This window comes from Pseudonocardia halophobica (assembly GCF_027922425.1).
Lineage (GTDB): Bacteria > Actinomycetota > Actinomycetes > Mycobacteriales > Pseudonocardiaceae > Pseudonocardia > Pseudonocardia halophobica.
In genome coordinates this window covers 161,987-184,717 of sequence record NZ_BSFQ01000013.1, presented here as the reverse complement: position 1 = coordinate 184,717, position 22,731 = coordinate 161,987, and the positions used below count along the sequence as shown (strand labels likewise).

Sequence of the window (22,731 nt, the reverse complement as noted above, 5' to 3'; positions counted from 1 at the left end):
GTACCCCGAAGGGCCTTACCGCTCGACTTGCATGTGTTAAGCACGCCGCCAGCGTTCGTCCTGAGCCAGGATCAAACTCTCCAACAAAAACTGGCTCTCAAAAACAGTCCACCCACCGGACGGGACCGGCAGCAGACCAAACATGAACTGGCACAAAACCACCAGAACACTTAGCTCGACACACTGTTGAGTTCTCAAAAGACACCCGCACACCACCGAGAACCCTTGCGGGATCCGTCCGGGGCGTTGTCGCTTCTGTCCGAGAGCCTACCAGACTCGATCGAGTCCGAGGCAACTCTCTTATGTTACGTCGTCCGAACTGCTGGGGCAACCCCCAACTTCCGTCCGACGCGCCCCTGCCACGCTACCCGAAGGTATCGCTTCCGCGGAGGCTGCCACTCTCTGGCGAGCCCGACCCGGCCCGGAGAACCGGCCCGATCCGTCTTTCCGCTCGCCGCGGCGACGAAGAGAAAGTTACACCAGGGCTACCGGGGGTGGTCAAATCGGCCCCCCATTCGCGCGTTGACCTGCGAAAACGACCGGTGGAGCGCAAAACGGCGCCGAACGGCCCCGCGACGAACGGTCAGTCCGTCGACGGGATGTCCCGGGGCCGTTCACCTGCGCCGATCCCCGACGCCCCGGCCGGCTCGCGCCCCGCGGAGGGGCCCTCCACCCGTCGTTCGTCGTGCGACGCGTCGTCCGGAGGATCTTCAAGATTCTTCTCGGACGCGCCCGACGGGCCTCCACCACGGGCCAAGCGGCGCAACATCTCGTTGTAGGCCTTGAGGTCCGCATCCCCGTCCGCGTCCGCCCGGCGATCATCGCGCCGGGCCGACCGCTCGTCGTGGCGGGACCACTGGATGAGGAGCGCGACGATCACCAGAAGGAGCGGGACCTCGCCGGAGGCCCACGCGAGTCCGCCCCCGAGCTTCTGGTCCACGAGCGGATCGGTGACCCACGGAAGCGCCAGTGACCGGTAGAACTGCTCCCCGATCACCGTGTCCGCGCCCATCAGCGCCACGCCGAAGAACGCGTGGAAGGGCACGGAGATGAACACGACCGCCAGCCGGACGACGGGTGGCAGGCGGCGCGGCGACGGGTCGACGCCGATCACGGGCCAGAAGAAGATCAGCCCGGCCAGCAGGAAGTGCAGGTTCATCGCGACGTGCGCCCAGTGCTCGTTGAGCGCCCACCCGAACAGGTTCGAGAAGTACAGCGCGTAGTACGAGCCGACGAACACCGGCAGGGAGAACAACGGGTGGGTGACGAACCTGGCGACCGGCGAGTGCACGGCCGCGAGCAACCACTCCCGCGGCCCCGGCGGATTGCCCCGCCCGGCGACCGGGAGCGCACGCAACATCAGCGTGACCGGTGCCCCCAGCACGAGCAGGATCGGCGTGAGCATCGACAGCATCATGTGCGTGCCCATGTGCACGCTGAACATCGCCGGCGAGTACTTCCCGAGGCCGGAGCTCGTCGCGATCAGCAGCACCGCGCAGCCGCAGAGCCACGCCGCCGTCCGCCCGGGCTTCCAGGCGTCCCCCCGCGCACGCAACCGTCGGACACCCAGCAGGTAGAGCAGGGCCATGAGCACCGCGGCGGTGCCGAAGATCAGGTCGAACCGCCAGTCGAAGGCGAGGCGGGCCAGGGTCGGCGGACCGTCGAGGTCGTACCCGAGCACGACCTCGGTCCGAGAGGGTGGAGCCGCGTCCGAGGCGGGCGGCGCGCTGCGGCCCAACGCCACGGCGAGCCCGATGGTGGCGAGCATCAGCAGCACCTCGACCCCACCGAGCCGCAGGAGTGCTGCGCGTTCACCCCGACCGGCGGCGTCGACGGTGTGTCTGCGGTGCAGGTAGCCGAGCGCACCCAGCACCAGCAGGGCCAGGGTCTTCCCCAGCAGCAGCGCGCCGTACGTCGAACCGATCAGGTCGGCGGGCGAGACGCGGACCAGGGCGTTGAGCACTCCCGTAGCGGCGAGCACCACCCAGCACCAGAACGCGACCCGTGAGAACCGGCGCACCGCGACGCCGAGCGCCACTCCGTCGTCGTCCGCCCGGGCGACGGCGAGCGACAGCACGGCCACCAGGCCGCCGACCCACAACGACGCGGCGAGGATGTGCAGCACGAGACTGTTCGTCGCGACGTCGTGCGAGCCGCCCGCCGCGGAGTGCCCGGTGAGGGCGACCGGCAGCGGGCCCAGCAGGGCGAGCCCGAACGTCACCACCGTCCATCCCCAGGACAGCACCAGCCGGCACGCGACCAGCAGCAGCAATGCGACGATCGCGGTCAGCAGCCACGCCATCGCGTCCGCGAGCTTGGGGATGACCGAGATCAGGAGCCCCGGGTCGAGCACGTCGACCACCGGTCTGCCCAACGCGTCCGCCGCGCTCAGGGGCACCAGCAGCAGGGCCGACACGGCCCATCCCGCGGCGGCGTACGAGGCCGCCCGCACCCCGCGGTACCCCGCGACGTCCAGGTAGCCACTCCGCTGCGGAGCCACGAAGAAGGCCGCGAGGAGCAGGAAGCCGATCGCGAGCACGGCGCACACCTCGGCGATCGCGCGGACCGCGGGCAGCCCGATCGTGGTCAGCGTGCCCGGGTCGGGCAGCCCGAGGTTCTCGACGGGCCGGGATCCGGTGAGGGCCGTGAGCCCTGCCGCGACGAGGACCGCCACGGCGATGCCGAGCCCCAGCAGGCCGCCGATGCCCGAGGGTGGCCGGCGGGCCGACGTCGTCGGGGTGGGGTCGGCGGTCGTCTGCGCCATGCGACCAGGCTATGCCCGCGTCACGACGGTTTCCGTCGTACCCCGCTGCCAGACTTCCCCTCGTGACGGACATCCCGGGACTGACCGAGTGGGTCGACGCCGCCCTGCCCACCACGGGCCGGACGGTCTCGATCACCTCGCACGACCCCGGCGCGGTCGCGGTCGCCGACGCACGCGCCTCGCCCGGGGCGCTCCCGCTCGGCGACGCCGCGGCGGACTGCGTGGTGCTCGACCGGGTCCTGCCCGCGCTCGAACGGCCCGACGCGTTGCTGGCCGAGGTCCGCCGCGTGTTGCGGCCCGCGGGCAGCGTGGTCGTCGTCGTCCCGGCGCCCGGACGGTCGCTCGGCGAACTGCGACGCGGCGTGCGGCCTGGGCTGCTCGGACCGGGCTGGGTGTGCCCGACCGCCGTCCACCATCCGGGCTGGCTGCTCGCGGCGGCCGACTTCGCCGTTCTCGGCGACGTGCGCGCGGTGTTCCGCGCCCCGGCCGAGCTGGCGCCCCTCGTCGCGGCCGGCGCATGGCCGGAACCGGACGGGCCGCGCAGGCAGGCCGTGGAGCGTCGCGTCGCGCGGCTGGCGGCCTCCGGAGGAACCGTGCCGGTCGGCTTCCGACGCCTGGTCGGCCGCCGTTAGCGCAGGTCGGACGCCGCTCCCACGACCCGGACGCCCTGCGCCTGCGCCTCACCCGCGTCGACGACGTCCGCCACGACGGCGGTGATGTTGTCCGGCCCGCCGCCCTCGTTGGCCAGCGTGATCAGCTGCTCGACGACGACCTCGGGCCCGGTCGGCGCGGCCATCAGGTCCTCGATCGCCTTGTCCGGCAGCACCGCCGTCACCCCGTCCGAGCAGAGGAGGTAGCGGTCCCCCGGCTCCGGTTCGAGGAACTCGAGATCCGCCTCGACCGGGTGCTCGGTGCTCAGCGCGCGCATGAGGACGGAGCGCCGCGGGTGGACGAGCGCCTCCTCAGGCGTGATCTGGCCCTCGTCGACCAGCTGCTGGACCATCGTGTGGTCGTGGGTGAGCTGGCGCAGCCGGCCGCCGCGGCAGCGGTAGATGCGCGAGTCCCCCACGTGCGCGAGCCCGAGCCGGGCGCCGTCGAAGACCAGCGCGACGACCGTCGTGCCCATCCCCTGCGTGTCCGGTTCCTTGCGGGCGTGCTCGGCCAGCCGCTCCGACGCCTCGTCGACCGCCCGGGCGAGCTCGCCGAGCAGGTCCACGTCGGAGAGATCCCGGGGCAGGCGCTCGTCCAGCTCCAGCATCGCCGCCACCGTGAGCGCACTCGCGAGCTCACCGTGCGCGTGGCCGCCCATGCCGTCGGCGACGACGAGCAGGCGGTCCCCGGCCGCGCCGGAGTCCTCGTTCGCGGTGCGCCGGCGGCCGACGTCCGAGCCGATCGCGGAGCGCAGTCCCAGTGCCATGCGCCCAGTATGGATCTCGCACCCTCGACGCGTGAGGGCGGACACCGCGAAACGGACGGGTGACGTCGGGGAACGGGCCGGATCGGCCGCCCGCGTCGCTCGGTCGGGCGGCGTCGGAGCCCCCGCCGACACCCGAGCCGTTACCCTCGTCGGCGGCGGCCTCCGGGCCCCATGCCCTCGTAGCTCAGCTGGACAGAGCAAGAGCCTTCTAATCTCTGGGTCGCAGGTTCGAATCCTGCCGGGGGCACCGGCTCGTTCACGCAGGTGAGCGGGCCTCTCGCCTGTCCGGGGCCGATCACCGGAACCGAGATCATGAGATAGAGATGGGACAAGGTCCCGCGAGATCACCCGGTTGCTCGCCCGGCGCCGACGTCGTGCCAGACACCGTCGGGCGCGAAGAGTGCCGCCGCGCCCACGGCATCGCCCCGGTCGAGGGCGTCGGTCCAGTCCAGGACGAGGGTGCGCAGCTCGAGACTCATGGCCGCGAGTGCACACCCGTCGGATGCCCACCGGTACGGGGAGAACCGCGTACGCCGCCGGCCCCGGCACGCGGAGTCCCGGCTGAGTGCTGCGCGAGCTCCTGGCGGGCGACTGAGCTGATGTGCACCTCCTTGGGCCCGTCGGCGAAGCGCAGCCGGCGCGCCGTGGCACTACTTCGGCCCGCTGCTGGTCGGCGGGCTGTTCGCCGCGGCCTGGCTGCGAATGCGCCGGCGGCGCCGCGAGCGGGTGCCGGTCGGTGCGCTGGCGTGGCTGGCGATGGCCTGGCGCTGCTGGCGACACTGGCGGGCAACCTGGCGGCGGCCTGGGTGACTGGGCCGCAAGATCCTCGCGCTGATCGTCGCGGAGCAGATTCTGTCAGGCGGTGGACCACAGTTCTCCGTATCGACCGGACGGTGGACGTAGTGTTCCCTACTCAGCCATGAAACCTGATCTTGCGATGTGGTGTGGTGACGGGGCTTGCAACTGGGGCTCTGGTGGTGCTTGTTCCCCTTGCGAATGCGGCCTCAGAAGTCCCGCATGGCAGCTGCGTTGACAACGGCGCGAATGTTTCCGGTCTCGCCAATGGTCTCGGTCCCGCTTTCGGTGCTACCGCGTCGTCATTCGCTACGTCTGGTCCACAAACATTCCCGGCTGTTGTCATGAAACCCGAGCAGAAGGCCCTGTGTGCCGAACGTTGATCGGTAGCGCGTCGGCCTTCCGAAGCGGCGATCCGGCTGTCTACGGACGAGGCGCACCGACAGCCGGGATGCGGGCCTGCACGTCGAGGGATCGGTGATCGTCCACGACCGGTCGAGGATGAGCCAGGGACCCCGCCGGACCGCGTCGGCCTCGACCTTCTGCCCGACCTGCCCAAAGACGCCCGGCGTCGAGGCCCGGCCGAATCGCACTTCGATCTCCGTGACCGGCCGCCGCCGGCACTCGTCGGGGGTCGGAATCGGCGCGCGGCCGTGCGGAGCAAGCCCGCGCCCTTCCCTCTTGACATGGTGCTCGACCGCCGTCACCCTAACCGCGATACCCGGAACGTGGGTTCCATTATATGAAACTCATGTGGATCTCGTGTCGCCATTCATAGGGACTGGCCGTCGGGCGCGGTGCCTGTTCAGCCTCTGTGGCGGCCCGATCGGGGCCCGGTTTGCGAACCCGTCGTGAAGGGTGTCCGCCCATGTATCTGCTGTTCGCCGATTCGGTGTCCGCCCAGACCATTGCCGAGCTCGAGTCGCGGGGACATCGGTGTGCGGTGGAGCCTTCTTTGACCACGGCGGACCTGCCGGGTCGGATCGCAGGCGTCGACGGACTGGTGGTCCGCAGCACGAAGGTCGACCGCACGGTGTTCGAGGCCGCGGACAAGCTCGCCCTGGTGATCCGGGCCGGTGCCGGCACGAACACCATCGACACCGAGGTCGCGGCCCGCAACGGTGTTCTGGTCTGCAACGTGCCCGGCCGCAACGCGGTCGCGGTCGCCGAGCTCACGATGGGGTTGATCCTGGCGCTGGACCGCAGGATCGCCGACAACGTTGCCGACGCGCGGCAGGGCCGTTGGGCGAAATCGACCTACACCAAGGCCAACGGGCTGCTCGGCAGCACCCTGGGCATCCTCGGCCTGGGCTCGATCGGCCTCGCCGTGGCCGAGCGGGCAGCCGGGTTCGGGATGCGGATCGGTTGTCTGGACCGTCCCGGCCGCAGCCAGGCCACCCGCGACCGGTTGGCCGAGCTCGACGTCGCGTGCTACCGCTCGCTGCCGGACCTGCTCGCCGCCTCCGACGTGGTGAGCCTCCACGTACCGTTGTCGCCGGAGACCAAGAACCTCGTGGACGCCGAGTTCCTGGCCGCCATGAGACCTGGCGCGGTCCTGGTCAACACCTCACGCGGCGAGGTGGTCGACGAGGCGGCGCTGCGCGCGGCGCTGGATGCCGGCCACGTCCGTGCAGGTCTCGACGTATTCGCCGACGAGCCCAGCTCGGGCACCGCCGAGTGGGACTCGCCGCTGGCCAGACATCCCCGGGTGGTGGCCACCCACCATATCGGCGCTTCCACCGCACAGGCCCAGGCCGCGATCGCCGCGGGGGTTGTGGAGATCGTCGACGCGTTCGCGGCAGGCGAGGCGCGCAACTGCGTCAACCTCTCACCCCGCGGACTGGGCAGCGCCACTCTCACCGTGCGTCACCTCGACAAGGTCGGCGTGCTGGCCGGCGTGCTGGAGTTGCTGCGTGAGGCGAGGCTCAACGTCGAACACATGCAGAACCGGATCTTCGCGGGCGGCGTGGCGGCCGTCGCCACCATCGATGTCGCAGGCATCGTGCCCACAGACCTGCTGGCAGGCCTCGATGCGCTCCCCGAGGTGCTGGGCAGCTCGCTGATCACCCTCGACTCCACCGCCATGGAGCTCGGATGACCCGCGGATACGCGCCGGAAGCCACCGCGGATACGCCGGCCGCGTCAGCCGGAGGGGCGACGACCTGCGGCGCGCAGGCCGTACGCACCTTCGCCGGCTGGCTGGTCCGCGCCGAAGCCGCCGCCGAGGAGGTGGGCCCGATGGTGGAGATCGCCATCGCCTCGCGGTTCGCGCCCCGCGCGGTACGACCCCACTCCTACGAGCCGATGCCCCCGGCGCTCTACATCTACCGGCAGAGCACGCCGCACGGCCAGCACACCGGCATCGTCTGCGACATCATGCCGGAGGCGTTCCTCGACGGCAGGGTGTTGGGTCACGAGTCGGTGCAGCCGCAGCGGGTCGATGGGCTGACACGCTACCTGGCGACAACGCCCCAACGGGTGGAGCTGGTCAGCACCCTGCACCGGGCCGGGCCGGTGGTCCAAGCGACGTTGGCGCTGGCGCCCGAGCTACCGCCTGACCGCGACGTCGCCGGACCCGACGGCTCACGCCACACGGTGTGGCGAATCCCGCAAGGCCCGCAAACCGAAGAGCTGTGCCGAGAGCTGGGCGCCGCCACCCACTACATCGCCGACGGACACCACCGCGTGGCAGCCAGCCTCAACGTGCAGGACCACTCCGGACGGGGCTCCCGCCGTGGCGTGCTGTGCGTGGCCTACCCCCTCGACGGACTGCGGCTGGCCTCCTTCGACCGGCGGGTCGCGGGGCCCGTCGACTCCGCGCTGGTCCGCGACCTGCTCGAAGCGAGCTTCCACGTCCGCCCGGTCGCCGACCCGCAGGAGGCGATGGCGGCGGGTATCGCGGTCAACCTCGACCGCCGCTGGTACGTCGCGCGCTACTCCGGCGAGCGACCGCCCGGCTCGCCCGGCCTGGACGTCTCGCTGCTCCACGACCGGGTGCTCAACGGGCTGCCCCCCGGCACCAAGATCGAGCAGACCCGCGCCCCGATCGAGGATCTCCTCACCGCATGCGAGGCCGACGGCGGCGTACTGTTCGCGCTACCGGCGCCGCAACTCGAAACCCTCACCGCGATCGCCGATGCAGGCCAGGTGGTACCGGCCAAAAGCAGCTTCTTCTCCCCCAAACCGGGCTCGGGCATCTTCCTGCGCGCCCCAGCTCCCTGACCGGTCGAGGTCGCGTCGATGGCGCTGAAGAACCCCGCCGATGCTCATGCCGGCGGAGTTCCACTACGGCTTCACCAACTCGAGCACACTCGGAGTCGAGGCCGATCCACGACAGGCTCGCGGTGCCGGGGCCGGGGCGCCCGCTCTTCCAGGCGGCGTTCGCGAACTTCACACCCCACGCGGTGCCGAGGGTCAACCGGCACAACTCGAGCTGCGCGCCGCTGCTGTTCCTCGCCAACGGCAAGGACCACCCCGTGCCCGCGGTTCGACCCGCGCCGCCCACAAGATCCAGAAGAAGACGGGCGCGCTCACCGAGCTCCTGGGCGGCGCTCCAGTCGGTGCAACATTCAACTGCGCTCTACCATCCTGCGGCATGGCCGACAACGAAGACGGCTTAGGCCGAACCCCTGGTCTGCCCCTGACTGACGAGCAGCGCGACGAGCTGGTCGCCCGACAGGCGCGCCTCAACAAGGCGCTCGCCGAGGTCGAGGCGGCGCAACACGAGCGCGACGCCTACTTCCTCGAACTGGACGACGCGGGCGTCGAACCGAACGAGATGGCGAAGGCGCTCGGGCTGCACCGGCTGACCGTCACTCACGCGCTGACCAACCACCGCAAGGCCGAGGCGGCGCAGCGCCTCGCCGCGGATGCGCCTCGCGCTGCGGCGCAGGCAGCCCTCGACCGGGCGCAGCAGCACGTCGATCAGGCCTGGCAGAGCCCGCCCGAGTAGACCGTCGCCCGACTCGCGCCCGCGCCCTGCTCGATACCGGCTCGCGCGGCGGTCGCCGGCGTCTCCTCACCTGTCCCGACCGACCGCAGCGGTTGACGCGCGCGCCGCTGTGGAAATAGTGTCCGCCGCTGCTGAGTCTGCGCCTCCGGACGGTCCAACCAGGGCGAAAAACGGCATCCCCCTGAAGCGACGCCGCGCTCCTCTCCTCCATCGGAATTGAACGGGGAGAGACCGACAGGAACCTTTTCAAGGCTTGCGACGAGCACGCCGCCGAGGTTCTCGGCTGGCGCAGTCCGCGCACTGGCCAAGGGCGCGGTCGTCGATCTCCACCGTCGGATGCCGTTCGCGCGAAGCGTGGGATGGGACGTCGTCGTCGACACCGACGACGAGGTCGCGGTGCTCGAGTGGAACGCCGGCCACAACGACATCAAGTTCTCGGAGGCCACTCAGGGGCCGTGCTTCTCGGACATGGGGTGGGAGACGCTCTGGCGGAGGAGCTGAGTTCGAGCCGTCATCACAGCGAGGACCGTCCAACCCTCAACGAGCCCGACCGTAGACATGTGACCGAATGGTCACCTATCATTCGCGCATGGAGCCGGACGACCGCGTGTTCAAGGCGTTGGCCGATCCGTCCCGTCGACTGCTGCTCGACCGGCTGCTGGCGCGTGACGGCCAGACCCTGAGCGAGCTGGAGACGCAGCTGGAGATGACCCGGTTCGGCGTCATGAAGCACCTGCGTGTGCTCGAGGAGGCGGAGCTGGTCGTCACCCGCCGCTCCGGGCGGGAGAAGCTGCATTTCCTCAACCCCGTGCCGGTACGGCTGATCCACGACCGGTGGATCGACAAGTACACCGAGCGGCGGGTGTCGCTGCTCGCCGAGCTCAAGACCCGACTGGAAGGCGGCGACATGTCCCCCTCTGCCCCCACCGCGGTCACCCAGGTGTTCCGCGTGCACATCAAGGCCACCCCGGAGGCCGTCTGGGAAGCGATCACCTCCCCGGAGTGGTCGGCCCGCTACGGCTACGGGCCGATGGAGTTCGACCTGCGTCCCGGGGGTGCGTTCCGGGGCAGGGCCAACGAGCGGCTGCGCGGCATGGGCGTGGCCGAGGTCGTCGTCGACGGCGAGGTGCTCGAAGCCGACCCGCCACGCCGCCTGGTGCAGACCTACCGGCTGCTCTTCGACCCCGCTGCCGTGGCGGAGCCGCCCACCCGCGTCACCTGGGAGCTCGAGCCGATCGGCGCCGACGTGACCCGGCTGACCGTCGTCCATCAGCTCGACGACGCCCCCGTGCACGCCCACCTCGTCGCCGGCGACGACGTGCGGTCCGGCGGCGGCTGGCCGTTCGTGCTCTCCGACCTCAAGTCCGTCCTGGAGACCGGCAGCCCGCTGTCGTCCGCCTTCTGACCGTGGAGGACCCGTGTCCGACATTCAGTCGCTCCTCGACCGCGAGACCGCGCAACTGGTCGCAGCGCTCGACGCCCTCGACGACGCGCAGTGGTGCGCACCGAGCCTGTGCGCGGGCTGGCGGACCCGGGACGTGGCGGTCCACCTGCTCATGCCCTACGAGCTCTCGGTGCCACGCTTCCTGCTCGGGATGGCCGCGGCTCGCTTCGACTTCGACCGTCTCGCCGACCGGTGGGCCACCGGCGACGCCCGCTCCCGCGGCGAGGTGACCGCGGCCCTGCACACCACTCCACGGCGGGCCTTCCGCGTGCCTGGGGCCCCGCCCGAAGCCCCGCTGTCGCACCTGGTGATCCACGCCGAGGACATCTACCGGCCACTCGGCCTGCCCCACGGCCCGAGCGCGGCGGCCGCGACGATCGTCCTGGACCAGCTCACCGGCCCCCGTGCGCGCGGGCTGGTGCCCGCCGGCCTGCTCGACGGCCTGACCTACACCGCGACCGACACCGACTGGGCCATCGGCACCGGTCCCGAGGTGCGTGCGACCGCCTCAGCGCTCCTCACGACGTTCGCCGGGCGCACGGCCGCACTCACCGAGCTCCACGGCGACGGTGCACCCGAGGTCCACGACCGGCTCGAAGCCGCGCTGCTCGGACGCTGCTCGTCCTCGACCGGATCGGTCTGAGGCATCAGCGCGTCGACGCTGCGCCCGCGTAGTTGGGCCGAACGGACCTGTGCTCGGTCCGGGCCCGGCAGTCCACTCTCGGTGTGGCTCACCGCGGCGAGGAGAGCGTGGACACGACGGTCGTCCGGTTTCGCCCCGCGGCCGGTAGCCCGTCGGTGGTGATCCGGCTGCTCGGCGAGGTCAGCGCGAGCGTGCACGGGGAGAGCGCCACCGCGCTCATCAGCCCCCGGATGCAGCGGCTGATCGCGCGGGTGGCCCTCGCCCACGGCTCCGGCGTGTCCCGGGACCGCCTCGCCGCCGAGCTGTGGCCGGACTCGAGCGCGTCCCAGGCACGGACGAACCTCCGCAAGCTCCTTCACGACCTCCGCCACTCGGCTCCCGGGGTGCCGGCGCTCGTCGACGCCCGGGACGGCGCGGTCCGCTGGTGCGCCGGACCGTCGACCTGGATCGATGTGGCTGCGTTCAGCGACGCCGTGGCCCGCGGCGACCTCGCCGAGGCGGCCGACAGCTACGGGGGAGATCTCCTGCCGGGGCTCGACGACGACTGGGTCGTCGAGGAGCGCGAGCGGCTGCGTCGCCGTGCTGTCGAGGCGCTCGCCGGCCTGGCGTCGGCGGCCGAGGCCGGACGGTGCGACGACGACGTCATCAGGCACACCCGGCGTCTGCTGCGGCTCGACCCCCTCCACGAGCCGGCCGGCCGGCTCCTGATGCGGGCACACGCCCGGCAGGGCGAGCGGAGCGAGGCGCTGCGGACGTACGAGCGTCTCCGGGACGGTCTGGAGCGAGAGCTCGGTGTCCGGCCCGAGCCTGCGACCACCGCCTTGGTCGAGGAGCTGCGGTCCCCGTCCCCGGGGCCCGCGTTCGTCGGACGGCGGGCCGAGTGGCAGGCGGCGCTCACCGCGTGGGAGCAGGCCGGGCAGGGCCGCGTACGGCTGCTCTGCGTGACGGGCGAGGCGGGCATCGGGAAGACCCGTCTCGCCGAGGAACTGGCCCGGCACGCGGCCGTCGACGGCCACGCCGTGGCCTACGGTCGCGCGTACGAGGCCGGGGGCCGGCCGCCGTGGGGCCCGGTGATCGACTGGCTGCGCTCCGGGCCCGTGTCGACACGCCTGCACACCCTCGACGACGCCTGCCTGGTCGAGCTCGCCCGCCTGCTGCCCGAGCTCCGCGCCGAGCGCCCCGACCTCCCGGACCTTCTGCCGTCCGCCGAGGTCAGCGGGCGCCGGCATCTCCTCGACGCCGTCGTCCGCGGTCTCCTGGCCGTGCGCCGTCCGCTGCTGCTGGTCGTCGACGACCTCCAGTGGTGCGACGCCGACACGCTCGACCTGTGCGGCTACCTGGTCCAGAGCGCTCCGTCGGCTCCGGTGCTCGTGACCGGCACGCTCCGGGACGACGAGGTGGACGACGCGCACCCCGTCACGACGCTGCGCGGCCGTCTCGCCCGGGCAGGCGCACTGTCGGTGATCCCCCTCGGACCGCTCGACGAGCAGGCGACCGCGGAGATGGCCACCCTCGTCGGGCAGCGGGAGATGCCCAGCGAGGCGGCAGCCCGGCTTCACGAGGAGACCGAGGGCAACCCGCTCTTCATCAGCGAGGCGGTGCGGGCCGGGTTCGGCACGTGCGCACCCGGGTCGGTCAGGATGACCCCCACCGTGCGTGCCGTGATCAGCGCCCGCCTCGACCGTCTCACGCCGGAGGCCCGGAGGCTCGCGGAGGTGGCGGCGACGATCGGTCGCGAGTTCACGGTGCCCACGCTGGCCGCAGCGGCCGGCCGCAGCGAGGACGACCTGACCGACGATCTCGACGAGCTGTGGCGACGGCACATCGTCCGCGTCCGGGGCACCGCCTACGACTTCAGCCACGACCGGCTGCGCGACGTGACGCTGGACTCGATCAGCCCGGCACGCCGGCGCAAGCTGCACCGCTGGGTCGCCGAGGCCCTCGAGACGCAGCACGCGGCGGATCTCGGCCCGGTCGGCGCGCGCCTCGCGCTCCACTTCGTCGGCGCAGGTCTGGGATCCCGCGCCGTCGAGGCCTACGAACGCGCGGCCCGGCACGCCTACCGGGTTTTCGCCCTCGACTCCTGCATCGCGCTGCTCCGACGGGCGCTGCGGCTGCTGGACGACTCGCCGCGGAGTGCGGCCCGCGACGAGATCGAGCTGCGGCTGCTCACCGCGATGGGCGCACCGCTGGTCGCGCGGCTGGGGTACGGGGCGGCGGAGGTCCGGCCCTGCCACGAGCGCGCGCTCACGCTGCACCGCAGGCTGGGCCGCGGTCCCGATCCGTCGCTGCTGCGCGGCCTCGCACTCCACGCCATAGCCCGTTGCCGGTTCGACCGGGCCGAGGAGAACGGCCACGCACTGATCGCCGCGGGGCAGGTCGATCGCACCGCCCGCGTCGAGGGCGACTACGTCCTCGGCGTGACGCGTTTCTGGCGCGGTGAGTTCGCCGCGGCCGAGCGACACCTCGGCGAGGCGATCGCCCGGTACCGCCGCGAGGACGCCCCGGAGCACATTGCGCGTTACGCGCAGGATCCCCTGGCTGTGTGCCTGTCCCGGCTCGCGCTCACCCAGCTCTTCCGCGGCGACACGGCGCGGGCCGACCGGTCGATGCGGGACGCGCTGCGGGTGGCGGCCGAACTCGAGCACCCGATGACCACCGGCTACGTCCGTGCCTTCCAGGCGGTCCTGGCCGCCCTCGAGCCCCTCGGCCACGACCTCGGCGAGGCGGTGGCGGCCCTGGACGACGTGACCTCGACGATGCACATCGGCTACTTCGCCGTGGTCGCCGAGTTGTTGATCGGCTGGTCCGACCTCCTCGGCGGTGACCACCGCGGCCTCGCCACGATGCGCAGGGCCACCGACCGCATGCGCGGTGATCAGCCGCTGCACCTGACGTTCGGGCTCAGCCTGCTGGCCCGCGGCCACCACCGGTGCGCCGACCCGGCCACCGGCCGGGCGATCGTGGCGGAGGCACTCGCCCTGACCGGCGGCACCGGCCAGCGCTACCTGCTGGCCGAGCTCCTGCGCATCGACGCGGAACTGCTCGCGTCCTCCCACGAGCGGGGCGGTGCGGTCGACGTGGCCGAGCGAGCGGTCCGGACGGCGGTCGAGATGAAGTCGCCGTGGCTGCGCGACCGCGCGCTCGCGACGCTGTCGGCCCTAGGTGACGGCTGATCGGGAACGCTCCCGGAACGGCCATCCGGGACAGTCGCCTCCGCCACCAGCGAAGGAGGGGACATGACCACGATCGCCGAGCTGCGCGAGCAGGTACGCGGCCCCGTCGTCGAGCCGGGCGACGACGGCTACGACGAGCTCCGCGCGGTCCACAACGGCATGCACGACCGCCGGCCCGCACTCATCGTGCGGGCGTCCGCGGCCGCGGACGCCGTCGCCGCCGTGAACTACGCCCGCGAGGCCGGCGTCGACCTCGCGGTCCGCGGTGGCGGCCACAGCGGCCCCGGGTTCGGCACCTGCGACGGCGGGGTCGTCCTCGACCTGGGGCTGATCGACAACGTGTTCGTCGACCGGACCAGGAAGACCGCCCGGGTGGGCGGCGGCGCCACCTGGGGCGACTTCAACCACGCCACCCACGCCTACGGCCTCGCCACCACGGGCGGGATCATCTCGACCACGGGGGTCAGCGGCCTGACACTCGGCGGCGGCATCGGCTACCTCGCGCGCGGCTGCGGCCTGTCGTGCGACAACCTGGTCGGCGCGGAGGTCGTCACCGCCGACGGCCGCCTGCTCACCGCGAACGAGTACGAGAACGAGGACCTGTTCTGGGCGCTGCGCGGCGGCAGCGGGAACTTCGGGGTCGCCACCTCCCTCGAGTTCGCCCTGCACGACGTCGACACGATCTACGGCGGTCCCCTGTTCTACGAGGTGGCGGACGCGCCGGCGATCATGCGGGTGTACGACGAGTACATCCGGGAGGCTCCCGAGCAGCTCGGCGCGTTCTTCGGCTGGCAGATCGCCCCGCCGCTGCCGTTCATCCCGGAGGAGCGCCACGGGGACCTGTTCTGCGTCATGGTCACGTGTTGGAGCGGTCGACCGGAGCAGGGCGAGCAGGCGATCAAGCCGTTCCGCGACGTCGCCGAGGTCAAGGCCGAACTCGTCGGACCGATGCCGTATCCCGCGCTCAACTCGGCCTTCGACGGGCTGTTCCCGAAGGGCATCCGGCAGTACTGGAAGGCCAACTACGTTCAGGACCTGCCGGACGACGCCATCACCGCCCACGTCGAACAGGGCCGCGGCGTGCCGACCGTCTCCTCGACGATGCACCTCTACCCGCTCAACGGTGCGGTCTCCCGGGTCGGCCCGGAGGAGACGGCGTTCGGCCACCGCGACGCCCGGTACGCCATGGTCATCCTGGCGGCCTGGCCCGATCCCGCCGACGACGAGGTCAACAGCCGCTGGCCGCGCGAGTACTACGACGCGGTCCAGCCCTACTCGGGCACACAGGGTGGATACGTGAACTTCATGTCCGCCGACGATGCCGAGCGCGCGCCGGAGAATTACGGCAGCACCTACGACCGGTTGCGCGCGATCAAGGCCACGTACGACCCGGACAACCTGTTCCACCTCAACCAGAACATCGCTCCGGCGGGCTGACGCCCACTCGGGGCGGATGCCCGCTGTGCATTGATCGGCGAGGAGGTCATCATGAGTCCAGCGATGGACCGCGTATCCGTGAACGGCGCCGAACTGGAGGTGGCCGTCGAGGGCTCGGGCGAGACCATCGTGTTCATCCACGGGGGCGGCATGGCGGACTCCTTCCTGCCCGTGGCGCTCGACCCGGTCGTGCGCGGCCACTACCGCACCGTCCGGTACCGGCGGCGAGGGTACGGGGCGAGCAGTCCGGTGCAGGGCCCCGTGGCCGTCGCCGAGCACGCGAGTGACTGCCGAGCGTTGCTCGGTGAGCTGGGAGTGCAGCGGGCCCACGTGGTCGGACAGTCCTACGGCGGCGCGGTTGCGCTACAGCTCGCGGTCGATGCACCCGAGGTCGTGACGACGCTCGCGCTGTTCGAACCGGCCCTTCTGGCCGTCCCGAGCGGTCCGATCTTCTTCGAGCAGGTCGCGCCGGTCTTCCAGATGTACGAGCGCGGCGACCGCGTGGGGGCGGTCGACGCCTTCATGACCGCCGTGAGCGACTCGAGCTGGCGACGCAACGTCGAGCGCACCGTCCCGGGCGGCGTCGAACAGGCCGAGAAGGACGCGGCCACGCTGTTCGAGTCGGATCTGGCCTCGCTGGGGACGTGGGAGTTGACCGCCGAACAGACCGCGACCGTTCGACAACCGGTGCTGTACGTGATCGGGTCCCGGTCGCTGCCCGTGATCCGGGAGGGGCGGGACCTGCTGCGGTCGTGGCTCTTCCGCATGGAGGACGTCGTGCTGGACGGCGCCACCCATTTCCTGCAGATGGAACAGCCTTCTGCGGCGGCCGCAGCGCTCGCGGACTTCCTCAAGCGACACCCGACCAGGGCCTGACACGCCTGGTCGAAACGGACGAGCGGGCGAGGGGGCGGCGACCGGCGAGAACCGGCCGCCGCCCCCTGGCGTCTCCTATCCTGCCCGTGCGGCGAGGCTCTCGCCGGCGGTCACCATTTGCGCACTGATCCGCCGCTGCGCGGTGATCAGCTGGTCGACATAGCCACGTTGGGTCGCCAGCGCGGCCTCGGCCATGCGGAAGCCCTCGTCGACCACGGTCCGGGCCCCGGACGGCGGGCCGGCGTCGATGGTGCCCACGCTGCGAGCGGCCCCACCGAGCAGGGCGAGTGGGTTGAGCTGCAGGGTCAGCTCGAGCAGCGCATGCGCTGCCCGAGTGGCGGCGTCCTGGTTGTGACGCGCGGCCTCCTGCATCGCGGTCCCGGTCTGCACGGCCATCTCCCGCCAGCGCTCGCCGAGCTCGGCGGCGGTCCGGTCGACCGACGGGCCCGGCTCCGGTCCGGTCGGCCGCTCCTGCTGCGGGCCGCTCGCGCGGGCTTCCGAGGTCGTCGCGCTCTCCGCCTGTGGATCGGTGTGTGCGTTGGTGTTCCGCGGGTGAGACTGGGTCGAGGTCGGCATTCCTGATGTCCCTCCGAGTGATCGTTCCGAGCGGCTCGCTCAACTGGGGTTGACAGACAGGCGTCCGCGTCGGCACCGCTTCGCCGCACCTGTGGGTTGTGCCCGAACCCGGCTCGCTGTCGGGGCCGACGGTTGTCCGTGGGCCGTTCGAGCCGGATGCGACCGGATCGGTCCGAGGCCGACGCGAACCCGACGCTGGCCCGAAACGCGCTGCAGCGCAATCGCTCCCCGCGAAATTGCTCCACCGCGTCTCGGCCAGCGGGCCGGGCCGCCCACACTCTGAACCGCGGCCGCCACCCGAGCGAGGTCGAACGGCCATGTCTCCGCCCGCCCAGCCCAGTCGTCGGGCAGGGCGTCGCCGAGGCGGCGCAGCGGTACCCCCGATTCGGCAACGGCCCGGCGCGGCACCGAGAGCTCACCGGAACCGGGGGCGCAAGTCATGGGCGTGTCCAGCCGGGGATGACCTGTCTCACGCCGAAACGTCCAGGTGGGGTCGATAGGCCGAGCCCGCCCTCCGCCGTCTCGCGCACCCGTGCCCGACGGACGGTCACGTCGCAGCGCGGCCGTTGCAGCAGTGCGTCCTGACCCTCGGACGGGACGTGTGCGGAGGGGGTGTGGGCGCGAAACCGCGGGGGTAGCTCCGGACCCGTCCGGCCCTCGCGCCGCGAGGTCCGGGCCCGTGGGCCGAGTACCGGCCGGACCGTCGAGCAGGCCGGTGCCTCCCGGGGACCACGGGGAAGGCGCGGACGCACCACCCGCGCCGGCACCACCGTCGAGAGGGGAAACGCAACATGGCTCAGGAGCCGACGACCACGAAGCCGAACCCGGCGAAGCCGAAGCGCGCGCTGCCGGCGGCCACCAGGCCGCAGGCGGCCCGGCCGGTGAGCGCCGAGCCGACCGAGCCCGCGGTGACGCCCGTCGGTGTCCCCGTCGGAGAGGCCGACCGCGACCGCACGGGCGTGAGCCGCCGCGGCCGCGAGGAGGGCGACCGCCGACCTAAGGGCGCGACCGGCCCCGCCGGACCGATCGGCGAGCGCGGGGACAAGGGTCCGCAGGGCCCGGCCGGCCCGCCCGGGGAGCCGGGCGACCGCGGCCCGAAGGGGCCGACGGGGCCCGTGGGCCCCGTCGGTGAGCAGGGCGAGCAGGGCCTCCCGGGTCCGGTCGGACAGCCCGGGGAGCAGGGCCCGCAGGGGCCGACCGGCCCGCAGGGCGAGCAGGGCCTCCCGGGTCCGGTCGGACAGCCCGGGGAGCAGGGCCCGGAGGGGCCGACCGGCCCGCAGGGCGAACGGGGCCTCCCGGGTTCCACCGGCCTCGCCGGTGAGCAGGGAGAGCAGGGTCCGCGCGGGCCGCAGGGCGAGCAGGGCCCGACCGGACCCGTCGGCCTGCCGGGCGAGACGGGAGAGCAGGGGCCCCAGGGTGAGCGGGGTCTGCCCGGCGCCCCGGGCCCGCGAGGCGTGATCGGGGAGGCCGGCGAGAAGGGACCGCGCGGGCTGCAGGGCCCACAGGGCGAGGCCGGCGACAAGGGTGTTCCCGGGGTCCGCGGACCCCAGGGGCCGCAGGGTGAGCAGGGGCCGCCCGGGCCTGCCGGGCTGCCCGGCGTCCAGGGCCCGCAGGGCCCGACCGGGCCTGCCTGGCTGCACCAGCCGAGCCCTGCCGAGCTCGCGGGCAAGGTCAAGCAGGCCGCGTTCGACATCCGCCCCCGGACCGTGCTCGATCCCCGCGAGGGCGCCCGCTACCTGGCGACGCTGACGTCGCGGATCGTCAAGTTGCAGGGAGGCCTGATCCTGCGCGCGATCGTCGACACCGACGCCGCCGCGGACCACGATCCGGCCGGGCCGAGCAACGTGCGCTCCCTCGCACGCTGAGGCAGGAGGCGCTCGTGTCCCCGTCCCGCGTCGCCGGGACGGGGACACGCGCCGTTCACCGCTGTCGGGGTGGCAGGGAGTCGGTTGAGACGACCGGGCGGTCCCACGTCCGGTCGGCGTGCAGGACGGCGTCCACGATCCCCTGATAGCCGGTGCACCGGCACAGGTGACCGGACACGACCGTCCGAACCTCGGCTTCGTCGACGCCCTGGCGCTCGGCGAGCAGGCGGTGGACGGTCATCAGGAGCCCCGGGGTGCAGAACCCGCACTGCAGGGCATGGTGATCGGTGAAGGCCTGCTGGACCGGGTGGAGCCGCTCGTCGGGCGCGGCCAGTCCCTCGACCGTCCGCACCTCGGCGCCCTCGACCTGGACCGCGAGCAGCAGGCACGCGCGGACCGCCTCGCCGTCGACCTCGACGGTGCAGGCGCCGCACACTCCCTGTTCGCAGGCGACGTGCGTCCCGGTCAACCCCAGCTCCTCGCGCAGGGCGTCGGCCAGCGACGTCCGGGTCTCCACGGTGATCCGGGCCGGGCGGTCGTTCACGGTCAGCGTGACGGTGACGGGGTCCGCCGCACGGCGGACGAGCGGATCGTCAGGCAGCACCGATGACCTCCGTGTCCGACCGGAGCACCTGCTCCAGCGCGCGACGGACGAGGGTGCGGACGAGCACCCGGCGATGGGCGGCGGTCGTGCGGTGGTCGTCGACCGGGCGGCACTCGCGGGCGGCGACCTCCGCGACCTCCCGCGCGAGACCGCCTCCGGCCCCGCGCAGGCCGGCGACGGGGACCGCCCACGGCACGTCGTGCACGCCGGCACAGGCCACGCGCACCGCATCGACGACCCCGTCGCGGACGCGCGCCACCACCCCGACCCCGACGAGTGGCAGGTCGCCGGGGCGGCGACCGAACTCCAGCCAGGCGCTCCTGGTGTCGTCGGCGTCGAGCGGGAACGTCGCGGCCACCGCGAGCTCGTCCGGCGCCAGCGCGGTCCGTCCGGGGCCGCGGTAGAGCTCGGCCGCCTCGACGGTCCGGCTGCCCGCCGCCGAGCGGACCTCCAGTCCCCCGCCGACGGCGAGCAGCACCGTCGGGAGTTCGGCCGCCGGGTCGGCGAAGCAGAGGCTGCCGACCACCGTTCCGCGGGACCGGGTGCCGGGGCTGCCGACCCACGGCAGGGCCGCGTCGAGCAGCCCCGTCCCGGAGCCCGCGTGGAGCACGGCGGCCTGCCGGACCGTGGCACCGAGACGTGCTCCCCCGTCGGTCGTGCTCCGCGTGCTCAGCCCGGCCACCCGGTTGACGTCCACCAGGAGGCGAGGGCGGACCTGCCGCAGTGCCATCTGCGGCAGGAGGCTCTGTCCACCCGCGAGGACCCGGGCGGACCCGCCGTGGTCGGCCAGCAGGCCGAGGGCCTCGTCGACCGTGGACGGGGACGCGTAGTCGAAGGGTGCGGGTTTCACCGGGTCAGTCCGCGGTGGGGGCCACGAGCTCGTGCGGCCGGATCGGGGTGTGGGTCACGGTGATCCCGAGCGGGGCGACCGCGGCGGCGACCGCGCAGGCGACCGCGCCCGGTGTCGCGATCATGGCCGACTCGCCCATGCCCTTGATGCCGCCGCGGGTGTGCGGCGCGGGCGACTCCCGGTGCTCGAGGGCGACCCGGGGCAGGCAGCGGGCGGTCGGCAGCAGGTAGTCGCCGAACGTGGTGGCGTGCGGGGATCCGTCACCGCCGTAGCCCGCGTCCTCGTAGAGGGCCGCGCCGACGCCCTGGGCGAACGCGCCGAGCGTCTGGCCGTCCACGATCATCGGATTGATCACGGTGCCGCAGTCCTCCACCACCGCGGCGTCGACGACGTCGACCCGCCCGGTTCCGGCATCCACGTCGACGACCACGGCGACGCACCCGTTCGAGTAGGTGGCGGGTGGGTCGTAGAAGGCGGTGGCGGTGAGGTCCGGCTCCGGCAACGCCGCGCGGACGGCGGGGTCGGCCACCGCGGCGGTCGCGATCTCGGCCAGCCCGAGCGAGCCGGCGGGGGCGACGGCCCGGCCGTCGCGAAACGAGATCTCCCCCGGATCGATCCCGAGCAGGTGACCGGCCACCAGCGCGAGCTTGGCGGCGAGCCGTTCCGATGCGAGCAGCAGCGCTCCGCCGATCACGGTCGCGACCCGGCTCGCGCGGGTGCCGGCGGTGCTCAGCGGGGTACTGGCGCTGTCGCCGGTCACGACACGGACCCGCCGAGGGTCGCAGGTCAGCACCGAGGCGACGACCTGGGCCAGGCTCGTGGTGTGGCCCTGTCCCTGCGACGGGGTGCCGACCACCGCCGTGACCGCACCGGACGCGGCCATCTCGACCCGCACCGAGTCGTGCGAGGCGAACGACCAGGAGGACTCCCCCGCCCCCGCGGAGCCCCACCCCGACGGCTCGACGTACGGGCTGATCCCGACCCCGCGGTAGTACCCGTCGGCGGTGGGCCCGGGGACCACGTTCGCGGCGTCGACCAGCTTCGCCGCCCGCTCGAGCGTGGCGAGGTGGCTGCCGCTGTCGTAGGTCATGCCGGTGGGCGTGGTGTAGGGCAGGTCGCCGGGTCGGACGAGGTTCTGCCTGCGCAGATCCACCGGATCGCGCCCGAGCAGCCGGGCCGCCCGGTCGATCAGCAGCTCCCGGGCCGTGTGCCCGCTCGTCCAGCCCACACCCCGGTAGGGGGCGATCGGCGCCTTGGTGGTGAGCACCGAGCGCACCCGCCAGCCGGTCTCCGGGATGCGGTACGCCCCGGGCAACAGGCCCGCCGCGAGGTAGGCCTCGATGAGGGCGCTGGCGGAGTTGAAGGAGTAGGCCCCGGCGTCGCCGAGCACGTCGCAGCGCAGGGCGCGGAAGGTGCCGTCGGCGTCGAGGGCCAGCGCGAGCTCGACGCGTTGCTCCTTGCCCTGCGGCCCGGCGACGATGTTCTCCCGGCGGTCCTCCACCCACAGGACCGGGCGGCCGACCGCGCGGGCCGCCAGCGCCACGGCGATCTCCTCCGGCGACGCCGGGATCTTCTGCCCGAACCCGCCGCCGACGTCGTCGACGAGCACACGGACCGCGACGAGATCCATGCCGAGACAGCAGGCGATCTTGCGCTGCAGCAGGTGCGGGGACTGGGTCGAGCAGCGGACGGTCATCGTGCCGGCAACGGGATCGAACGTGGCCGAACAGGCGCGGCCCTCCATCGGTGCGGCTGTGAGCCTGCCGGTGGTGAAACGCCCGGAGACGACGTGATCGGCGGCGGCGAAGGCCTCCTCGAGACCCGGGGTCGCGCGCTCGCCGTGGTACACCTCGTTGCTCGTCAGGACGGGGTCGAGGGGCGGCAGCGTCGTCGCGGTCTCCGGGTCGACGACGGGAGGGAGCGCCGTGTAGCGGACCTCCACCAGCTCGGCGACGTCCTCGGCGAGGGCCCGGCTCTCGGCCAGCACGACGGCGACCGCCTCGCCCACGAACCGCACCCGCTCCCCCGCGAGCGCGGACTGCGGGGTCTTGACGAGACCGGGCACGGCGACCGCGTCCACGAGCGGGACGTGCGGCAGGTCGGCCGCGGTCAGGACGGAGACCACGCCGGGCGCCGACCCCGCCCTGCCGACGTCGACGTCCTCGATCAGGGCGTGCGGGTGGGGCGAGCGGACGAAGGCGACATGGAGGCAGTTCGGCGGCGGGACGTCGGCCGTGAACGCTCCGCGCCCACGCAGGAGCCGGGCGTCCTCGAACCGTGGCAGGCGCGCCCCCAGGGAGGGGTTCGCATCCGCATCGCGCACCGAGATCAC

General features: G+C 72.9%; 19 protein-coding genes, 1 tRNA gene and 1 rRNA gene. 12 read left to right on the top strand and 9 right to left on the bottom strand.

The genetic code is table 11. The features are described from left to right. Together PKE99_RS17555 and PKE99_RS17550 are read right to left on the bottom strand one after the other, a co-directional pair. A 16S ribosomal RNA gene (locus PKE99_RS17555) occupies positions 1-87 on the bottom strand; the annotation flags it as partial. Between the two features lie 496 nt (positions 88-583). Beyond that, positions 584-2,764: a bifunctional copper resistance protein CopD/cytochrome c oxidase assembly protein gene (locus tag PKE99_RS17550; RefSeq protein WP_063739756.1), complete on the bottom strand. Its 2,181-nt coding sequence runs from the start codon at positions 2,762-2,764 to the stop codon at positions 584-586. A gap of 62 nt (positions 2,765-2,826) precedes the next feature. Here PKE99_RS17550 and PKE99_RS17545 point away from each other — a divergent pair, with 62 nt between their 5' ends. Further along, positions 2,827-3,396 carry a methyltransferase domain-containing protein gene (locus PKE99_RS17545; protein WP_037045673.1) on the top strand — a complete coding sequence of 190 codons (570 nt, stop codon included), beginning with the start codon at positions 2,827-2,829 and terminating at the stop codon, positions 3,394-3,396. Here PKE99_RS17545 and PKE99_RS17540 read toward each other — a convergent pair. Then, positions 3,393-4,181 (bottom strand): PP2C family protein-serine/threonine phosphatase, encoded by a 789-nt coding sequence (locus PKE99_RS17540; RefSeq protein ID WP_051737421.1) that lies wholly within the window; start codon positions 4,179-4,181, stop codon positions 3,393-3,395. The genes PKE99_RS17545 and PKE99_RS17540 overlap by 4 nt on opposite strands. Before the next feature lie 173 nt (positions 4,182-4,354). Between PKE99_RS17540 and PKE99_RS17535 the strand changes: the two genes are divergently transcribed. Continuing rightward, a tRNA-Arg gene (locus PKE99_RS17535) sits at positions 4,355-4,428 on the top strand. Between the two features lie 97 nt (positions 4,429-4,525). Here the strand turns inward: PKE99_RS17535 and PKE99_RS17530 are convergent. Both PKE99_RS17530 and PKE99_RS17525 read right to left on the bottom strand, forming a co-directional pair. Beyond that, entirely contained in the window at positions 4,526-4,660 is a 135-nt protein-coding gene (locus tag PKE99_RS17530; RefSeq protein WP_197040618.1) for a Cif family virulence factor, read from the bottom strand. A 618-nt stretch (positions 4,661-5,278) separates the two neighbouring features. Next, the gene (locus PKE99_RS17525; RefSeq protein WP_156067582.1) at positions 5,279-5,683 is read right to left on the bottom strand and encodes a hypothetical protein; all 405 of its coding nucleotides are present in this window, start codon (positions 5,681-5,683) and stop codon (positions 5,279-5,281) included. 161 nt (positions 5,684-5,844) lie between these two features. Here PKE99_RS17525 and PKE99_RS17520 point away from each other — a divergent pair, with 161 nt between their 5' ends. From PKE99_RS17520 to PKE99_RS17480, 9 genes are all read left to right on the top strand, one after another. Continuing rightward, on the top strand, positions 5,845-7,074 hold the full coding sequence (locus PKE99_RS17520; protein WP_037045670.1) for an NAD(P)-dependent oxidoreductase: 1,230 nt from the start codon (positions 5,845-5,847) through the stop codon (positions 7,072-7,074). After that, positions 7,071-8,198: a DUF1015 family protein gene (locus tag PKE99_RS17515; RefSeq protein ID WP_037045668.1), complete on the top strand. Its 1,128-nt coding sequence runs from the start codon at positions 7,071-7,073 to the stop codon at positions 8,196-8,198. Before PKE99_RS17520 ends, PKE99_RS17515 begins: the two co-directional genes overlap by 4 nt. 373 nt (positions 8,199-8,571) lie before the next feature. Then, positions 8,572-8,928 carry a hypothetical protein gene (locus tag PKE99_RS17510; RefSeq protein ID WP_037045665.1) on the top strand — a complete coding sequence of 119 codons (357 nt, stop codon included), beginning with the start codon at positions 8,572-8,574 and terminating at the stop codon, positions 8,926-8,928. A gap of 336 nt (positions 8,929-9,264) precedes the next feature. Then, complete coding sequence (locus tag PKE99_RS17505) at positions 9,265-9,429, top strand: hypothetical protein (RefSeq protein WP_197040617.1); 165 nt, start codon at positions 9,265-9,267, stop codon at positions 9,427-9,429. 88 nt (positions 9,430-9,517) lie between these two features. Continuing rightward, positions 9,518-10,333 (top strand): ArsR/SmtB family transcription factor, encoded by an 816-nt coding sequence (locus PKE99_RS17500; RefSeq protein WP_037045764.1) that lies wholly within the window; start codon positions 9,518-9,520, stop codon positions 10,331-10,333. A 13-nt stretch (positions 10,334-10,346) separates the two neighbouring features. Further along, positions 10,347-11,015: a maleylpyruvate isomerase family mycothiol-dependent enzyme gene (locus PKE99_RS17495; RefSeq protein WP_051737420.1), complete on the top strand. Its 669-nt coding sequence runs from the start codon at positions 10,347-10,349 to the stop codon at positions 11,013-11,015. A 107-nt stretch (positions 11,016-11,122) separates the two neighbouring features. Further along, positions 11,123-14,191, top strand: coding sequence for an ATP-binding protein (locus PKE99_RS17490; protein ID WP_051737419.1), 3,069 nt, complete (start codon positions 11,123-11,125; stop codon positions 14,189-14,191). A gap of 63 nt (positions 14,192-14,254) precedes the next feature. Then, on the top strand, positions 14,255-15,628 hold the full coding sequence (locus PKE99_RS17485) for an FAD-binding oxidoreductase (protein WP_037045656.1): 1,374 nt from the start codon (positions 14,255-14,257) through the stop codon (positions 15,626-15,628). 63 nt (positions 15,629-15,691) lie between these two features. After that, positions 15,692-16,504, top strand: a complete 813-nt coding sequence (locus tag PKE99_RS17480) for an alpha/beta fold hydrolase (protein ID WP_037045654.1) — start codon at positions 15,692-15,694, stop codon at positions 16,502-16,504. A 75-nt stretch (positions 16,505-16,579) separates the two neighbouring features. Here PKE99_RS17480 and PKE99_RS17475 read toward each other — a convergent pair whose 3' ends face one another. Then, positions 16,580-17,080, bottom strand: a complete 501-nt coding sequence (locus PKE99_RS17475; RefSeq protein ID WP_037045652.1) for a hypothetical protein — start codon at positions 17,078-17,080, stop codon at positions 16,580-16,582. Between the two features lie 791 nt (positions 17,081-17,871). On the opposite strand from PKE99_RS17475, the gene PKE99_RS17470 reads away from it, so the two are divergent. Continuing rightward, positions 17,872-18,945: a collagen-like domain-containing protein gene (locus PKE99_RS17470; RefSeq protein WP_037045651.1), complete on the top strand. Its 1,074-nt coding sequence runs from the start codon at positions 17,872-17,874 to the stop codon at positions 18,943-18,945. Positions 18,946-19,000: 55 nt separating this feature from the next. Here PKE99_RS17470 and PKE99_RS17465 read toward each other — a convergent pair whose 3' ends face one another. Genes PKE99_RS17465 through PKE99_RS17455 form a run of 3 tightly spaced genes read right to left on the bottom strand, consistent with a single transcriptional unit; the run spans position 19,001 to position 22,722 of the window. After that, positions 19,001-19,549, bottom strand: a complete 549-nt coding sequence (locus tag PKE99_RS17465; protein ID WP_306470741.1) for a (2Fe-2S)-binding protein — start codon at positions 19,547-19,549, stop codon at positions 19,001-19,003. After that, a complete protein-coding gene (locus PKE99_RS17460; RefSeq protein ID WP_037045649.1) occupies positions 19,539-20,399 on the bottom strand; it encodes an FAD binding domain-containing protein in 861 nt (286 codons plus the stop codon). Before PKE99_RS17460 ends, PKE99_RS17465 begins: the two co-directional genes overlap by 11 nt. A 4-nt stretch (positions 20,400-20,403) precedes the next feature. Continuing rightward, positions 20,404-22,722 carry a xanthine dehydrogenase family protein molybdopterin-binding subunit gene (locus PKE99_RS17455; RefSeq protein WP_037045758.1) on the bottom strand — a complete coding sequence of 773 codons (2,319 nt, stop codon included), beginning with the start codon at positions 22,720-22,722 and terminating at the stop codon, positions 20,404-20,406. Positions 22,723-22,731: the final 9 nt, after the last annotated feature.

Excerpts from the sequence above, each read along its gene's own strand:
- PKE99_RS17550 (WP_063739756.1), bottom strand. The coding sequence starts at position 2,764 with ATGGCGCAGACGACCGCCGACCCCACCCCGACGACGTCGGCCCGCCGG.
- PKE99_RS17540 (WP_051737421.1), bottom strand. The coding sequence starts at position 4,181 with ATGGCACTGGGACTGCGCTCCGCGATCGGCTCGGACGTCGGCCGCCGG.
- PKE99_RS17530 (WP_197040618.1), bottom strand. The coding sequence starts at position 4,660 with ATGAGTCTCGAGCTGCGCACCCTCGTCCTGGACTGGACCGACGCCCTC.
- PKE99_RS17520 (WP_037045670.1), top strand. The coding sequence starts at position 5,845 with ATGTATCTGCTGTTCGCCGATTCGGTGTCCGCCCAGACCATTGCCGAG.
- PKE99_RS17515 (WP_037045668.1), top strand. The coding sequence starts at position 7,071 with ATGACCCGCGGATACGCGCCGGAAGCCACCGCGGATACGCCGGCCGCG.
- PKE99_RS17510 (WP_037045665.1), top strand. The coding sequence starts at position 8,572 with ATGGCCGACAACGAAGACGGCTTAGGCCGAACCCCTGGTCTGCCCCTG.
- PKE99_RS17505 (WP_197040617.1), top strand. The coding sequence starts at position 9,265 with ATGCCGTTCGCGCGAAGCGTGGGATGGGACGTCGTCGTCGACACCGAC.
- PKE99_RS17500 (WP_037045764.1), top strand. The coding sequence starts at position 9,518 with ATGGAGCCGGACGACCGCGTGTTCAAGGCGTTGGCCGATCCGTCCCGT.
- PKE99_RS17485 (WP_037045656.1), top strand. The coding sequence starts at position 14,255 with ATGACCACGATCGCCGAGCTGCGCGAGCAGGTACGCGGCCCCGTCGTC.
- PKE99_RS17480 (WP_037045654.1), top strand. The coding sequence starts at position 15,692 with ATGGACCGCGTATCCGTGAACGGCGCCGAACTGGAGGTGGCCGTCGAG.
- PKE99_RS17475 (WP_037045652.1), bottom strand. The coding sequence starts at position 17,080 with ATGCCGACCTCGACCCAGTCTCACCCGCGGAACACCAACGCACACACC.
- PKE99_RS17470 (WP_037045651.1), top strand. The coding sequence starts at position 17,872 with ATGGCTCAGGAGCCGACGACCACGAAGCCGAACCCGGCGAAGCCGAAG.